Source organism: Ohtaekwangia sp., from assembly GCF_036568665.1.
In the GTDB taxonomy this organism is placed as follows: domain Bacteria; phylum Bacteroidota; class Bacteroidia; order Cytophagales; family Cyclobacteriaceae; genus Ohtaekwangia.
This window is the reverse complement of record NZ_DATCSD010000088.1, coordinates 1-15,647: the sequence shown is the minus strand read 5'-3', so window position 1 is coordinate 15,647 and position 15,647 is coordinate 1. Positions and strand designations below refer to the sequence as shown.

Genomic DNA, 15,647 nt, shown 5'->3' with positions numbered 1-15,647 from the left:
TGTCCACGCTCTTGTTCGTGTTTCTCACCAACAAGGTCACCACCAACAAGCCACCATCAGTCCATACATTTTAATACCATTTTAATCCGCATTTAAGATGCTCTTTATGTGCGCACATTAGTTTTACGTGCAATTGGTTTTTAGTCGTTTACAGGACGTCCAATTCATTTGTTACAAGAGAAACCCACTGATCATACTGCGGTGGGTTTTCTTTTTTATATTCGAAGTGTCACAAGGTGCCTGGTAAATATCCAACCTCTGCGTTCAACATGAAGATACTGGTGATTGAAGATGAACAAAAAGTAGCAGCCTTTCTGAAAAGCGGACTGGAAGAGCAGGGCTATGAAGTACAACTGGCATACGATGGCTATACCGGAGAGAAGCTGGCACTGAATAAAGACTATCAACTTATTTTGCTCGATGTAATTATACCGCACACCAACGGGCTCGAGCTCTGCAAAAAGATACGCACCGTAAAACCTTCCGTACCTATATTGATGCTCACCGCTCTCGGTACAACAGATGATAAGGTAACTGGCTTTGATGCCGGTGCCGATGATTACCTGGTAAAGCCCTTCGAGTTTAAAGAACTGCTCGCACGCATCAAGGCTCTTACCAAGCGAAGAAAAGATACAGCACAACCGGAATCGGAAGCGAATATATTAACCGTTGCTGACCTTCAACTGAACCTCGATAAAAAAATAGCGATCCGGGGCGATAAAAGTATACCGCTTACAGCCAAAGAGTTTTCGCTGCTGGAATTTCTCATGCTGAACAAAGGTCGTGTTCTATCAAAAGCCGAGATTGCCGAACGCGTATGGGAAGTAACGTTCGATACCGGCACCAACGTAGTAGAGGTATATGTAAATATACTACGTAAAAAAATCGACAAGGAGTTTACGCGTAAGCTCATCCACACACGTATAGGGCTGGGCTATGTTATACAGGATGAATCATGAACATACGCAATAAACTTACGCTCCGGTTCATTCTTATCGTAGCCATTATTACGTTTATGGCATCCGTACTCATCTATATATTTTCTGCCGATTATCGCAGGGAAGATTACTATACCCGCCTGCACAACAAAGCCAATAACACTGCCACATTACTCATTGAAGTGGATGAAGTAGATGTGAACCTGCTGCGCAAACTGGAAAAAGACAACCCGATCAGCTTACCAAATGAGCGAATTATAGTATATGATTTTCACAACGAAGTAATTTTCAGTACGGATGAAGACAAGACTATTCATGTAGACCAGGATTTGCTGGATCGTATCCGGCTGGAAGAAGAGATCCGGTATACACAAGGCGATTATGAAGTGCTTGGCTTCCTGTTCAAAGGTCGCTACGATCGCTTTGCTGTTATTGCTGCGGCTACCGATATATATGGATTTAATAAATTGAAAAACCTCCGCACTATTCTGTTGCTGGTGTTTGCTTTCAGTATTATAGTGGCTTCTGTATCCGGTTGGTTCTTTTCAGGTAAAGCTCTGCAACCTATATCAAAAGTAGTAAACCGGGTGGATGAGATCAGCATTACCAGTCTTAACCTGCGCGTAGATGAAGGCAATGGTAAAGATGAGATTGCCTTGCTGGCCAAAACATTCAACGACATGCTCAAGCGACTGGAAGTATCTTTTACTATTCAGAAAAATTTTATCGCCAATGCTTCGCATGAGTTGCGCACGCCACTTACAGCCATCACGGGACAGCTAGAGGTTACGTTGCTAAATACACGTTCCACAGATGAGTATATAAAAGTGCTGAACTCGGTATTGGAAGATATTAAAAGCCTCAACAATCTTTCGAATCGCTTATTGCTATTAGCGCAAACCAGCACCGAAGTAGATGAGCGAAAGATGATCGACCTGCGCGTTGATGAACTTCTCTGGCAAACTCGGGATGAACTCGCCAAACGAAATCCGGCCTATAATATTCACATAGACTTTCATCAAACACTGGATGATGACGCAAGCCTCACCATGCGTGGTGATGAACATTTGATTAAAGTAGCCCTCTCTAACATCATTGATAATGCCTGTAAATATTCCAGTGATCATACCTGCTATATATTGATACAGCCGGCCAACACAATGCTTACACTTACCTTCCGCGATCATGGCATTGGTATACCGGAAGAAGATCACAGCAACATCTTCGAGCCATTTTATCGCGCAGGCAACACCCAAAGTATAAAAGGACATGGTATAGGATTGTCGATGGTAAATCGCATTGTAGCACTTCATCAAGGCACTATACAGTTACAATCGGTGGTGGGCGAAGGCACTACTATTATTCTGTCGTTTCCGGCAGTATAATCGGGCAGGAATATTAAGCCGCTTTTAATTCCCTTTTAACTCCGTTTTGAATAGTTGCATACTTCTTTGCAACATGGTAAAGATTTCGGTTATCATCACAACCTATAATGCTGCTAAAAGTATAGCCAGAACGTTAAATTCTGTATTGGCGCAGGATGGGCTCGGCACCGACTTTACCATGGAGATAATAGCCGTTGATGATTGCTCTACCGATAACACGACTGATATTCTGCAAAAATTTAATGTTACTATATACTATACTTCTTCCAAAAATAAAGGTGGCCCTAATTATGGACGAAATATAGGGCTTAAGAATGCTACAGGAGACTATATCTGTTTTCTTGATCATGACGATACCTGGCAACCACAAAAACTGCTGCTGCAGTTAAAAGCTGTTCGTTATGCTTCCATTGTTACCTGTGGCTATGAAGTGATCGATTCACCCGCGGGTACACATTTGATGTTAACCGATAGAGAACCCGCTGTACAGCTATACAAGCCTAACGAAACATTCCTGAAGAAGCTGGCCAAAGAAAAGCAGAACGTGCAGCATACATACCTGAGCTCGATCATGATTACGAAGGAATTAAAAGATATATTCTTCGAAGAACACTTTGGTATGCTGGACTTCGATTGGCTGCTGCGGCTCTTCGAGAACAGAACCTCTGCCGAAGTGCCCATAAATCTTGTTACGCGTTTTGTTGATGGCAGCAATCTCTCACTCAACCACGACTATCGTAAAAAAGATTATTACTATTCATTGATGTGCCTGGAGGCTTTTGAGAAAAAATATCCGAAGGAAGTGGCGCAGGCAACCAGGCGCATCAATGGAAGCAGGGCCCGGTATAGTTACCTGGTAGGCGAAATGCGCGAGGCTCGTAAATATTTATTAAAGGCTATGCCGGGCTTGAAAGAGTTGCTTTACTATATCACTTCGTTCTATGGAAGCAAGTGGGTAAAGAAGCGCTTCATTATTTTCGGATAGAAAGTTTAAGGTGATTTTAACACGGAATTAATACTGTACTTAACTCGAAGAGGTTGATTTAATCTTTTAATTCTGCATGACTGTTAACAACACAAAACGAAGCAGTATTCTGGCAGCAGTGGCCATACTGTTGCTTATCGCCACGGGCATGTATCTCACCGTTGTATTGGGCCAGAAGGCCCGTCTGGAAGATGACATTAAAGACGAAAAACTTACTGCGGAATCTTTACTCTCTCAAAAACTTTCGCTCGACAAAGAAATTGTAAAACTACAGGCTGAGATTGTTTCGCTGGAAGAAGGGAATTTCGGATTGAATAAAACATTAAACACAACGCTTTATAAACTGGAAAGCACGCAAAAGGAGTTATCAAAAGCGCAGCAACAGGGAGCATCTGCTGCGCAGCTAAAAAATAAATATCAGTTGCTGGTTGCATCGGCTAAAGAACTTGAGCAGCAACTTGCCTACTACAAGAATACAGTACAGGAGCTTCGAACCTCTCACCAGGATTTTGAGAGCCTGGTAAGCTTTCTTCAGCAAGAGAATAGAGATCTCGCCAACCAGCTAAACATGGAGCGGCTCGCCTCATTGCGCGGAACATCATCAGAGTTCCTTACCCGAAAAGGAAAACTTACCGTGCGAGCCAGGCATGCGAAAACATTTATAGTTGAAGCTGAAGTGCCTGCAGGCATAACGAATGTTTCTTTTGTCATCACCAATCCATCGGGCACTATACTTACGGAGCATAGCGGACAGCTGAGTATAAAACCACTCACCGAACAAATACCGCTGGCTTCTTCTGCCAGTAGCGGCACCGTGGTATTGCCTGCTCAGCAGACTATACAAATGCGCTACACTTCGCAGGTAAAACTTATACCCGGTATATATACTATCGAGATGTTAACAGAATCCAGGTCTATAGGAAAAGTAAAGATGAAGTTAAGGTAGGTTAGTAATGTATGTAAGCAGGTGTAGGTGCTTACTTGTCTTAGGGCAAACCCGGCTAACGTATAGTGGCCGGGTTATTTTACTCAGTGCCATTGTGCAGAAATCACCATTGAAGCGACCGAAAGCGGTCAGTTCGTAAGGCTATAATAACGTTAACCGCTATATATTTTCGTTAAGTTTTGGCGCGAAAGCCTCCAACAACTTACAACAGGTAAAAAAACACGTAAAAAAATATAACTTTGCGTCCTTTATTCTACCTGAACCACCGATGAAAAAGATACTGATTGTATACTACACACAGTCCGGTCAGCAGTTGTCCATACTTCAGTCACTGTCAAAACCGCTTGTAGAAGCAGGCCATACCGTACATTATGAAGAAATTCAGCCGCAGGAAAAATTCCCCTTTCCCTGGAGCGCTTATCAGTTCTTCAATGCTTTTCCTGAAACATTTTCACAAAAGCCGCTGACATTAAAAAGTTTGTCAGCACAAGCTTTCGATAATTACGACCTCATTATTATGGGCTATCAGCCCTGGTTTCTTACACCATCACGTCCGGTAAGTTCGTTCCTGCAGAGTGACGATGGCAAAAAAATTCTGAACGGCAAACCAGTTGTTACCATACTAGGCTGTCGCAATATGTGGTTGGGCGCACAGGAAAAAGTTAAACAGCGACTGCTCGATGCGCAAGGTAAACTTGTAGGACATATAGCCTTGGCTGATCGCTCCGGCAACCTGACGAGTCTCATTACTATTTTGCGCTGGATGTTTACCGGTAATAGAAAACCATTCTGGTTCTTTCCACAGGCGGGTGTTTCTAACAATGATGTGCAACATGCAGAAGCCTTCGGCAAGCTGATCAACAAACACCTTGCTATCAATGATTTTGCTTCGTTGCAAGACGAACTTCTCCATGAAGGTGCTATCGACATCAAGCCAAACCTGGTGTTGATGGAGAGACGCGGTCAAAAAGCTTTTTCAGTCTGGTCTAAATTTATTGCTTCCGGTGGTGCCGTGCATTCAACAGGCCGCAAGATCAGAGTCTATATATTCATGTACCTGCTGCCAACAGCGATCTTCTTTTTATCGCCTTTACTTTGGACGCTATCAAAAATTCTGCTCACCGTAAAGCGCAAAGAGCTGATCCTGGATGTGGAATATTTTAAGCAAAATTCACTGCGGAAAAAGTAAAGCTCTTGTCTCCGTTCTTTAAAAACTGATCAATCATTACAACTGTACGAAAAGAACTTTCAATAACGGTTGATAATGTGACCCACCGGGGGCTGAAGTTTTATATTTTACGGGGAATGAAGTACTTTCGGGCTCAAATTCAAAATTGAAAAAACAGATATAAAACACGCATAATAGAGGATGAACAGGAGTGTTTACATTACAAAATTAGCAAGCTATTATCCTAACGGACCGGTTTCGAACGAGGATATAGAGAAGTTCCTTGGGCTGATCAACAATCAATCTTCAAAGGCCCGGCCTCTGATCCTGCGTAACAACCAGATCAAGACCCGTTATTATTCTTTCGACAAAGAAGGTAAGACTACTCACACGAATACAAACCTGACGCGGTTGGCCATCGAAAAACTTTTCGATAAGGATTTCAAACAAGCCGATATAGAGTTGTTGTCATGTGGTACAACTACACCTGACCAGATGCTTCCTCCACACGCTGCCATGGTTCATGGTGAGTTGGGCGGAAATCCTGTTGAGATCAACACAGCTTCCGGTTCCTGCAGCGCGGGTATACAAGCTCTCAAGTTCGGCTATATGTCTGTGCTGTCTGGTAATACAGATAATGCTGTGTGTACGGGATCAGAACGTTTCTCCAAATGGATGCAGGCCAAGTTCTTTAAGGAAGAAGCTGAGAAAGTAGCACAACTGGAAGGTGGCGATGGCATGATCGCTTTCGAAAAAGATTTTCTGCGCTTTATGTTGTCTGACGGTGCCGCTGCTGCATTACTGAAAGACAAACCCAATACAGAAGGACTATCACTGAAAGTCGAGTGGATCGAACAACGCTCCTATGCACATGAGCTTCCGGCTTGCATGTATTACGGTGCTGTTAAAGATGAATCAGGTAAATTCATTGGTTGGAATGATCTCGAACAAGAACAGTGGACAGGTAAGTCAGTATTTGCACTGAAACAGGACACAAAACTGCTCGGTGAATTTATTGTGAAGAAAGGTGGCGAGCTCATGAAAGAGCTGGTGGAGAAAAAGAAAGTCGACATCAAAAACCTTTCATACTTCCTGCCGCATCTTTCATCCAATTATTTCGCATCGCGCATAGCCAAAGAACTCGAAGTGTTAAACATTGATATACCATCGTCCAAATGGTTTACCAATTTAACGTGGGTAGGTAATGTGGGAGCCGCCTCTCCGTTGCTGATGCTGGAAGAATTGTTTAACTCTGGTCGTCTGAAAAAAGGCGATACAATTCTGATGATGATCCCTGAAAGTGCACGTTTCAATTATGGTTACGTGTTTCTTACAGTAGTATAGCCGTTATTCGTTAATAGTTACACGTTCATCGTAACATAAAATACCATTAATGATGAACGTATAACTATTAACAGCCAAGATAACAAACAACCCCACTCGTTATGAAAAAGGAGCAGGTACCTCAAGATCAGGAAAACCTCAATGAAGGTAAGCTGGCCAAACTGTATTATGCTACAGATGAGAATGGCCAGTACGTAAAGGTAAACAGCATTGGCTGGGAACCTGAAACAGTTGCTATGCAACAGGCCTGGGATGTTGTGAATGATGATGTGGAGAATGCTCGCCTGAAAGTAATAGAAGGTAAGGCAAGCCCGCTGCTATACTGGATCAAGAAAAACATTATGACCACCAGTATGGTTGCTGCCTATGCATCTACATTCGGGTTTATGGTGCGCCTGCACTGCACGCCTTTTTTCTTTAACAAGCTTGGCAGAAAGCAACTTGAAAAGTATGCCTATACTTTTCGCATCTCCGTGGAAGAACTGACAGACATCGAAAGACTGAAAAAACAATGACCGTTAATTTCAATCATAAACAATCAGCTCACTGCGAAAGTGGTGTGGTATCGAACCTGCTTCGTTTCCACGGAATGGAGTTCGATGAGCCTATGGTATTTGGTATAGGCTCCGGTCTGTTCTTTACATATTTACCTTTCGTTCGTGTAAATGGTATACCAGGCGTTGCCTATAGAATATGGCCAGGCCAGATCTTCAAGCGATTCTCTGATCGCTTGGGTATAAAGATCGAACGCAAAAAATTTTCCAATCCTGCCAAAGCTATGGATGAGCTCGACCGTATGCTGGATAAAGGCCAGCCGGTGGGTATGCTTACTTCTGTATTCTTCCTCGATTATTTACCTGCTGCTTATCGCTTTCACTTCAACGCACACAATATAATTGTATTCGGTAAAGAGAATGGTCGTTACCTGGTGAGCGACCCGGTAATGGAAACTACCACCGAAATATCATACGAAGACCTGGCACGTGCGCGCTTTGCCAAAGGTATGCCTGAGCCGAGTGGTCGCATGTATTATCCTATACAAGTACCGGGCGACTTTAGTGTAGAGAAAGCATTGTGGACGGGTATCAAACAAACCAGCGATCACATGACGCGTATACCCATGCCGTTGGTTGGTACTAAAGGCATGAAGTATCTGGCAGGCCGCTTGCGTAAATGGCCTGAACGTATAGGCGATCGGAAAGCTATACTCTGGCTGGGTAATCTTATTCGTATGCAGGAAGAAATTGGTACCGGTGGTGCCGGCTTCCGGTTTATATACTCTGCTTTTCTGGATCAGGCTTCGCGCAAACTCAATACCGATAAACTTGCTGACCTCTCCCGTCAGCTTACCAAGAGTGGCGATCAGCTCCGCGACTTCGCATACTATGCCGGTCGTGTATGCAAGAACCGTAAATCCGATACCAAGACGTTTGCTGAGCTTGGCGATATGCTCGAAGCATGTTCACAACAGGAGAATGCTATATTTCAGGAACTATACGAAGTGAGCAGGTCAAAATGAGCATGAGTGCAGTTCGACTTGAGGGGCTCACGAAACAGTATCCTAAATCTAACAAAGCGGCTGTTTCCAATTTGTCGCTTCATATACCAGAAGGTTCAGTATATGGTTTACTTGGCCCTAATGGTGCCGGTAAATCTACAACCGTAATGATGCTCTGCGGACTTATGCGGCCGGATGCCGGTTCTATCGCTGTATTGGGAATGAACATGGCCGAAGAAAGTATAGCTATACGAAAACAGATTGGTGTAGCATCACAAGAGATCGCGTTATTTCCAACACTTACTGCTTACGAAAATCTTTTTTACTTCGGTCGCATGTACGGAATGAAGAGTTCTGTGATCCGCGCACAGATCGATAAATACCTTCATGTATTCGGACTGTCGGAGAAATCGAAGAAGATTGTTAATACATTTTCCGGTGGTATGAAAAGGCGGCTCAACCTGATGGCTGCTTTGCTGCATCAACCCAAACTTGTTATACTCGATGAGCCAACGGCCGGAGTAGACGTACAATCGCGCAACATGATCCTCGATTTTCTGATGGAGCTGAAACGCGAAGGCACAACCATAATATACTCTTCGCACGTGCTGGAAGAAGCCGAGCGCATCTGTACACACCTCGGTGTAATTGATGAAGGCAAACTGATTGTAGAAGGTACACGCCCTGCTATAATGGGCACACATACTGACTGCCAAAGTCTCGAGCAGTTGTTCCTAAAACTTACCGGTAAAAACATTCGCGATTGAAAACACTGGCTACTATATATAAGGAATTTCTGTTGCTGATCCGCGATCCGGGTGGACTGGCATTGATCTTCATTATGCCATTAGCGTTAGTGATTGTGATGGCGCTGGTGCAGGATGCTCCCTTCCGCGATTACCAGGAAGTAAAGCTCGATGTACTCTTCATCGATCAGGATGGCGATTCGCTCAGCACCAAAATAAAAGAAGCATTCAACGCTTCTCCCAATGTAAATCTGATTGTACAGACCGATACTGCCGCAGCAAAAAAAGCAGTGCGTGCGGGCACCTATAAAGCGGCTATCATTATACCGGCAAAAGCAAGTGAAGCCTTACGCGACAAAACACGACAACTCATCGTGAAGGTATTCTCTAACTTTGGTTTGATACCCGCTCCGGCAGATTCAGCCGCGATCGCTTCGGTAGGTATACGCGTATTGTTCGATCCTGCCATCAAGTCAAACTATAAACAGGCACTTACCGGAGGTGTACAAAAAATTGTTGCCGGCATCCAGGCACAATGGATATTGGATGAATTGCAAAATCAACTCAGTGAAGGTCGCACCGACACCAAACGTGCTGAGGTAAATCTTACCGATATAATACAGGTAAAGGAGCAATATGCTTCCGAGAATAAATACCAGGGCCTTATGCTGAATTCTGTTCAGCACAACGTACCTGCATGGACGATGTTTGCTATGTTCTTTATACTATATCCGCTGGCCGGTAATTTTATTAAAGAACGTGAAGAAGGAAGTATGCTGCGCCTGCGTTTGATATCCGGTTCGCAGTTCCCTGTTATATCCGGTAAATTTGCTTTTTACTTCCTGGTATGTCTGCTGCAATTTGTATTGATGATCGCCGTAGGTATTTATATCATGCCGATGCTCGGCCTTTCCAAACTTGTATTGGGCAGTAATATAGTTGGCATTCTGCTCACTGCTTGTTCTGTAGCCATGGCTGCAACCGGTTATGGTGTATTGATCGCGGTATATTTCCGCACGCCACAGCAGGCGCTATCCTTTGGTTCTGTATCGGTAGTTATACTCTCCGCTATTGGAGGCGTGTGGGTGCCGGTATATGTAATGCCCGAAATTCTGCAGACGCTTAGCCGATTTTCTCCTATGAGCTGGGGCCTCGAATCCTTTAATGATTTATTTTTGCGTCAGGCATCTATACAGACTATTTTACCAAATGTATTGCGATTAACGGGGTTTTCACTGGCAACTTTATTTCTCAGTGTTATCATCCATAAATCAAGAACTATTTTATAGCACGAATTTTTAATTACCCCATCATGAAGAAAACGATTGACGAACTTTGCGTAGAGCTCCGTGCAGAACTCATCAAGCAATTGAACCTGGAAGATATGCTTCCCGAAGGTTTTGATGAGAACACTCCTTTGTTTGGAGAAGGTCTTGGATTAGATTCTATTGATTCGCTGGAGCTTGTTGTTCTCCTCGATAAAAACTATGGAATCAAATTGAAAGATCCGAAAGAAGGTCGCCACGTATTTCAAAGTATACGTACTATGGCTGAGTATATTCACCAGAACAGCCCGCGTGTATGAGTCAACGTGTGTTTATCACAGGATATGGTCTCATAACATCCCTGGGTAAAGACGCGTCAGAAAATTTTCAATCGCTTGTTCATCGCAGGTCAGGGTATGGCGAACTCCGTGTGCTCGATACCATCCATCGCACAGCTTTACCTGCCTGTGAAGTAAAAATTCATGATCAGCAATTACAGGAACTAACCGGTGTAGCAGCAGGTATAGGATTTACACGCACAGCGTTACTGGGACTTGCTGCGTTACAGGAAGCCATTCGCATGGCTGGTCTTTCTGAAACAGAAGTACGTGCTTCCGGTTTACTCTCGGCTACAAGCAATGGGGGCATCCGCGAGTTTGAAAAATATTATTACGAGCTGATGGATCCGCAGCAGCGCGGAGACTTTGTTCGCTTTACCGATACGGCTAATCCCGGAGAGCACTGCGAACGCATGGCCGATTTTATCGGTATAAAAAGATATATAGGCACCATCAGTACAGCATGTTCATCCTCTGCCAACAGCATGATGCAAGGTGCTCAGCTCATTCGTCATAAAAAACTGGATCGTGTTATCTGCGGTGGAGCTGAAGCATTATCCAAATTTACTCTTAACGGATTTAACTCGTTGATGATCCTTGATCCGGAACACTGTCGCCCGTTTGATAGTACGCGTAAAGGATTAAACCTCGGAGAAGGCGCAGCCTATGTTGTATTGGAGTCGGAAGCGGAAGTATTGCGCAGCAAACGCAAACCTCTTGCTGAATTGAAAGGTTATGGAAATGCCAATGATGCCTTTCATCAAACAGCCTCTTCGCCCGATGGTAAAGGAGCTTTTCTCGCCATGGAGCAAGCACTCGCTATGGCTGGTATAGCACCCCAACAGGTAAGCTATATTAACGCCCACGGTACGGCTACGGAAAACAACGATCTCTCGGAAGGCCTGGGTATACAGCGACTGTTTGGCGAACAGGTTCCTGATTTCAGTTCAACAAAATCCTATACCGGGCACACACTGGCAGCAGCCGGAAGCGTAGAAGCTATATTTTGTTTGATGGCCCTGCAAGAGCAAATGATCTGGCCGAATCTAAACTTTACCAACCCCATGCCGGAGCTTGCTATACGCCCGGTAACATCGCTCAGGCAGCAGGTAAAGCTCAACTATATATTATCCAACTCCTTTGGGTTTGGCGGCAATACATCTTCTTTACTCTTAGCATCGGTGTAGTATGAAAGATCAGCAAGCGTATTACATAAATGGTATAGGTATAGTATCGCCTCAGAAGACGTTCGATCCTGCAGATTTTCTTACAGAGATCACAGCCTATCATGAAAATGTTCTTCGCTCCGTTACGCCCGATTTCAAAGCCTATATTAACCCGATACAACTGCGAAGACTTAGTCGCATGCTACGGATCGGCCTTACTGCAGCAACGATCTGCCTGCGCGATTCCAAAATACAAACTCCTGACGGCATCATTACCGGTACAGGCTATGGCTTTCTGGACGAGACCCATAAATTTCTGATCGAGTTACTGGAGCAGCAGGAGAAACAATTAACACCTACGTACTTCATGCAAAGTACATACAACGCACTGGCCGGACTCATTGCGTTGTCAGTGAAATGCATGGGCTATAACAACACGTATGTAAGCAGAGGTCTCGCTTTTGAAAATGCACTGGACGATGCCATACTGCAATTGCAGGATCGCCCCAACGCCAATTTCCTGGTAGGTGGTTTTGATGATGCGTCTGAAGTACAATATATAGCCAGCAAACGTAACAGTCATTTCAAGACAGAGTATATTAATAGTCTTGAGTTATTTCAAACATCTACCAAAGGCTCTGTACAAGGCGAAGGCGCTGCGTTCTTTATGCTCTCGCGCAACGCTGCGGACACCACCTGGTGCAAACTGCTCGACACAACTTTTATCTATAGTCCATCCGGCAATGAAGAAGTAATCGAAAGTATTGACGCATTCCTGGAGGCTAATAACATTTCTATACAAGATATAGATCTTTGGATTGATGGGGCCAGTGGCGATGCAGAACACGATCGCATCATGCACGATCTCTCTCAATCACTTTTCAGCAATACATTTCACACTCGCTTCAAGCATTTATGTGGCGAGTCGTGTACAGCATCTTCCTTTGCGTTGTGGCTTGGGGCTGCCATATTAAAAAATCAACAAGTGCCTGCTATCGTAAAGGTACATCCGGACAAAAATCCTGAGCGTCTTAAAAATATTCTTATCGTGAATCAATACATGAATAAGAATTTCTCTTTCTTTCTGCTGCAGCAGGCATAAAAAAATATACCGGACAAAATGGATCCGGTATATTTGGTGGTTATATATACTATATCATTCAGAACCCCGGGAATATCTGCCAGTAATATTCATCGCGAAGAGTGGCCAGTTTTGCATAGCCCCCTGGTGATGGCGGGCCAACAACTTCATTGGTAACAACATTTATATAAGAGAAGTATCCGCTCTGCGTGCCATAATGAGTTACAGACTGATATAAAACATCGATGGCTGCGTCTACATCCTCTGTTGTAAGCCTGTTGGGTCCGTCAATCTCCAATCCCTGAAGTTTCAATCCCGCAGGGAAAATTGTTTCTTCCCATAGCGGCAGTGCACCCAGCCAAATGTATTCAAGCTTTGTATTGTGCGAAAAGTCAAACACAGAAGGACTCACGCCCATATAGCCTGCACCAAAATATACCATACCCGTGAGATGCCGAAGATCTACACGTGTAAAGCGTGCATCATCATAGAAGAATCTTTGATCCACTATATTTTTCAGATCGCCCGTTACGCTCACAAAATATCTTCCCGATTTTGTATATGTATGAAGTTGATGTCCCCATTCCGTTACAAGCTCAATCGAACCATCGCCCCAATCTATCGTGAATGATCCTGTGGTTTGATTCAAATCAAAAACATACGGTGATGGCGGATCGATCCAGCCCGGAACGTCCGCTACAAATGTAAGCGCAGGTTTAAGTACTACTACTAAGGGGCTTCCATCCAACTCATCCTTCAATTGATTATAGGTAAATATTTTTGCATAACGACTGTAACCATCTTTGCCAATCACCAGTTGCAAGGTATCATCCGGATTCTCTTCAAAAGGTATAGTATTGGTTTTGGCTTCGAGGTCATGTATGTGTATAGTATCACTATCATCCACTATAAACGCCTGCGCGTTCGTTAATGTCAGACCACTGTTATCATCCGGTATAAATACTGACACAGCAAATTTCCTTACTACGTCTACCGGGAACGATACATAACCAAAGTCTTCGGGGTTGCTCTCATGTACATCTACCACCTGCACAGCTTCCTGCACCAATGTATTTCCGGATACATGGAAAGCAAATGGCAACGGCCGATCTACCAATGAAGCAAAATTAGACTGCGCTTTGGGTGCTGCATATAGCATTACTCTTCCGGGACCTACCACCCAAAAATCCGTTAAGTTATAATTACCGGATTTCAACACAATAGGATCGCTGATATAGCCATTACCTGCCTGCACGAGATTGATCGTTTCGCGCGTAAGTATAGCACGACCACTCTGATCTGCTATACTTACAATGAGGTACGACCCTGCAGGGAAATCAGACGCGACTCGCCCATGAGGTGCTATAGCTTTACCCGGATCAAAAGCAAACTGGACGGTGCCAGTAACAGAGGACTGATTTTCTTCTTCGGTACAAGAATGTACCAGCATAACTGCACACAGCAGCCATGACAGTCTGATAAGATGTCGCATACAAAGAGAGGGGTTTATTATATACTAATACTAACTTGTTACTGGAGAAAATGCGCCATGCACTCAACCGGAGACAAATGCCCGATAATATTCCCTATATCGCTCGTGAAAGATTCAGCCTGCCAATTCCTATTTTGCTAACGCAGGCATCTGTAAATCCGGATATGAATATACTTCTAAACGATCAAACATACTTGCACGTTGTATATATAGTTTGTTAGAAATTTTGATTGTCTAAACAAGCAGCATTTAGTTCGATACAAACTTCAGCCCAACAATGGAGGCAATTAATGTTGCAATAAAAAGTAAGCGCCAGAAATCAGCAGGTTCTTTAAAGAAAACAATACCTACAATCACAGTGCCCACGGCTCCTATACCCGTCCACACCGCATAGGCCGTTCCCATTGGCAACGTAAGTGTTGCTCTGTAAAGCAAGTACAGACTGATAGACATGGTAACAAAAAAACCGATCAGCCACATCAAAGAGGTTGTGCCTGTTGTTTCTTTCGCTTTGCCGAGGCAAGTAGTAAAACATACTTCAAAACATCCGGCAATGATCAATATGATCCAGTTCATACGCTGTTTACAATTTGTGGCAAAGATATCGATCCGTGCGATACTATCAGATTCTTCTGTCTTTTTCGCGCACTACACTAAAGTGAATAAACGCGGTGATCATGTGTGCATTCAATCCATCGGAGCGATGATAGAACGCATAGCGAAGTTCTACTTCATTGAATGTTGTAGCGCCTCCCCTGGCAAACGGAGCATAGCGCACACCAAGACCTGTTTTATAACTGCGAAACTTGGAAAGATCGTAATCCGATGTATAGTACTCGCTGGATGCATCCAGTTGTTTATAGGGGCGGAAATAATCAGCACCGGTTTGTGTATATAGCCGCACAAAAGGTGTAAGAGTAAATATAGCATTCAGCTTTACCGGAGCCTCCACACTTACTGTGTGAGCCGTTATACCAAAGTTGTCCCAATAAAACCGATAGGCCGATCGCAATATCCATCGTGAGCCTACAAAAGTATTAAGCTGCAGTCCCACCGGAATCTTCAATCGCTCTTCCGGTAAATTTTCAACACGCTCAGAATCATCCGTAAAATATACCCGATGGAACGGTGTGGAGAGTAATCCTTTCTGATACGTTATACCGGGATATATACCCAGCGCCATCCTCCGGTTGATGATCTGGTATATACCCAGATCTATGTTAAACGAATTGCGCCTGTAGTTATGGAACCACTTCTTATAGCGAAGCTCCACCGGGTACACCAGCTTCTGCGGA

General features: G+C 43.9%; 16 protein-coding genes. 13 read left to right on the top strand and 3 right to left on the bottom strand.

Features of this window, described 5'->3' with window-relative positions; translation table 11 throughout:
- The first annotated feature begins 269 nt into the window (after positions 1-269).
- The 13 genes from VIN08_RS04825 (at position 270) to VIN08_RS04765 (ending at position 12,881) form a co-directional block, all read left to right on the top strand.
- Positions 270-959 (top strand): response regulator transcription factor, encoded by a 690-nt coding sequence (locus tag VIN08_RS04825; RefSeq protein WP_331961050.1) that lies wholly within the window; start codon positions 270-272, stop codon positions 957-959.
- Positions 956-2,323: a HAMP domain-containing sensor histidine kinase gene (locus tag VIN08_RS04820; RefSeq protein ID WP_331961047.1), complete on the top strand. Its 1,368-nt coding sequence runs from the start codon at positions 956-958 to the stop codon at positions 2,321-2,323. Before VIN08_RS04825 ends, VIN08_RS04820 begins: the two co-directional genes overlap by 4 nt.
- A gap of 73 nt (positions 2,324-2,396) precedes the next feature.
- Positions 2,397-3,308 carry a glycosyltransferase family 2 protein gene (locus tag VIN08_RS04815; protein ID WP_331961044.1) on the top strand — a complete coding sequence of 304 codons (912 nt, stop codon included), beginning with the start codon at positions 2,397-2,399 and terminating at the stop codon, positions 3,306-3,308.
- A gap of 76 nt (positions 3,309-3,384) precedes the next feature.
- The gene (locus VIN08_RS04810; RefSeq protein ID WP_331961041.1) at positions 3,385-4,254 is read left to right on the top strand and encodes a hypothetical protein; all 870 of its coding nucleotides are present in this window, start codon (positions 3,385-3,387) and stop codon (positions 4,252-4,254) included.
- A gap of 268 nt (positions 4,255-4,522) precedes the next feature.
- Positions 4,523-5,443 carry a hypothetical protein gene (locus tag VIN08_RS04805; RefSeq protein ID WP_331961038.1) on the top strand — a complete coding sequence of 307 codons (921 nt, stop codon included), beginning with the start codon at positions 4,523-4,525 and terminating at the stop codon, positions 5,441-5,443.
- A gap of 180 nt (positions 5,444-5,623) precedes the next feature.
- Entirely contained in the window at positions 5,624-6,766 is a 1,143-nt protein-coding gene (locus VIN08_RS04800) for a beta-ketoacyl-ACP synthase III (RefSeq protein ID WP_331961035.1), read from the top strand.
- A 101-nt stretch (positions 6,767-6,867) separates the two neighbouring features.
- Complete coding sequence (locus VIN08_RS04795; protein WP_331961032.1) at positions 6,868-7,281, top strand: hypothetical protein; 414 nt, start codon at positions 6,868-6,870, stop codon at positions 7,279-7,281.
- Positions 7,278-8,285 carry a BtrH N-terminal domain-containing protein gene (locus tag VIN08_RS04790; RefSeq protein WP_331961029.1) on the top strand — a complete coding sequence of 336 codons (1,008 nt, stop codon included), beginning with the start codon at positions 7,278-7,280 and terminating at the stop codon, positions 8,283-8,285. The genes VIN08_RS04795 and VIN08_RS04790 overlap by 4 nt, the downstream gene beginning before the upstream one ends.
- 2 nt (positions 8,286-8,287) lie before the next feature.
- Positions 8,288-9,031, top strand: a complete 744-nt coding sequence (locus VIN08_RS04785) for an ABC transporter ATP-binding protein (protein WP_331961026.1) — start codon at positions 8,288-8,290, stop codon at positions 9,029-9,031.
- Entirely contained in the window at positions 9,028-10,299 is a 1,272-nt protein-coding gene (locus VIN08_RS04780) for an ABC transporter permease (protein WP_331961023.1), read from the top strand. The genes VIN08_RS04785 and VIN08_RS04780 overlap by 4 nt, the downstream gene beginning before the upstream one ends.
- A gap of 23 nt (positions 10,300-10,322) precedes the next feature.
- Positions 10,323-10,595 carry a phosphopantetheine-binding protein gene (locus tag VIN08_RS04775; RefSeq protein WP_331961020.1) on the top strand — a complete coding sequence of 91 codons (273 nt, stop codon included), beginning with the start codon at positions 10,323-10,325 and terminating at the stop codon, positions 10,593-10,595.
- A complete protein-coding gene (locus VIN08_RS04770) occupies positions 10,592-11,800 on the top strand; it encodes a beta-ketoacyl-[acyl-carrier-protein] synthase family protein (RefSeq protein ID WP_331961017.1) in 1,209 nt (402 codons plus the stop codon). The genes VIN08_RS04775 and VIN08_RS04770 overlap by 4 nt, the downstream gene beginning before the upstream one ends.
- Before the next feature lies 1 nt (position 11,801).
- Positions 11,802-12,881, top strand: a complete 1,080-nt coding sequence (locus VIN08_RS04765; protein ID WP_331961014.1) for a beta-ketoacyl synthase N-terminal-like domain-containing protein — start codon at positions 11,802-11,804, stop codon at positions 12,879-12,881.
- Between the two features lie 58 nt (positions 12,882-12,939).
- Here the strand turns inward: VIN08_RS04765 and VIN08_RS04760 are convergent, their stop codons facing one another.
- The 3 genes from VIN08_RS04760 to VIN08_RS04750 form a co-directional block, all read right to left on the bottom strand.
- The gene (locus tag VIN08_RS04760) at positions 12,940-14,352 is read right to left on the bottom strand and encodes a hypothetical protein (RefSeq protein WP_331961011.1); all 1,413 of its coding nucleotides are present in this window, start codon (positions 14,350-14,352) and stop codon (positions 12,940-12,942) included.
- A 249-nt stretch (positions 14,353-14,601) separates the two neighbouring features.
- Positions 14,602-14,928 (bottom strand): multidrug efflux SMR transporter, encoded by a 327-nt coding sequence (locus tag VIN08_RS04755; RefSeq protein ID WP_331961008.1) that lies wholly within the window; start codon positions 14,926-14,928, stop codon positions 14,602-14,604.
- A 46-nt stretch (positions 14,929-14,974) separates the two neighbouring features.
- The coding region (locus VIN08_RS04750) for a DUF3570 domain-containing protein (RefSeq protein ID WP_331961005.1) at positions 14,975-15,647 on the bottom strand (673 nt) is incomplete at its 5' end.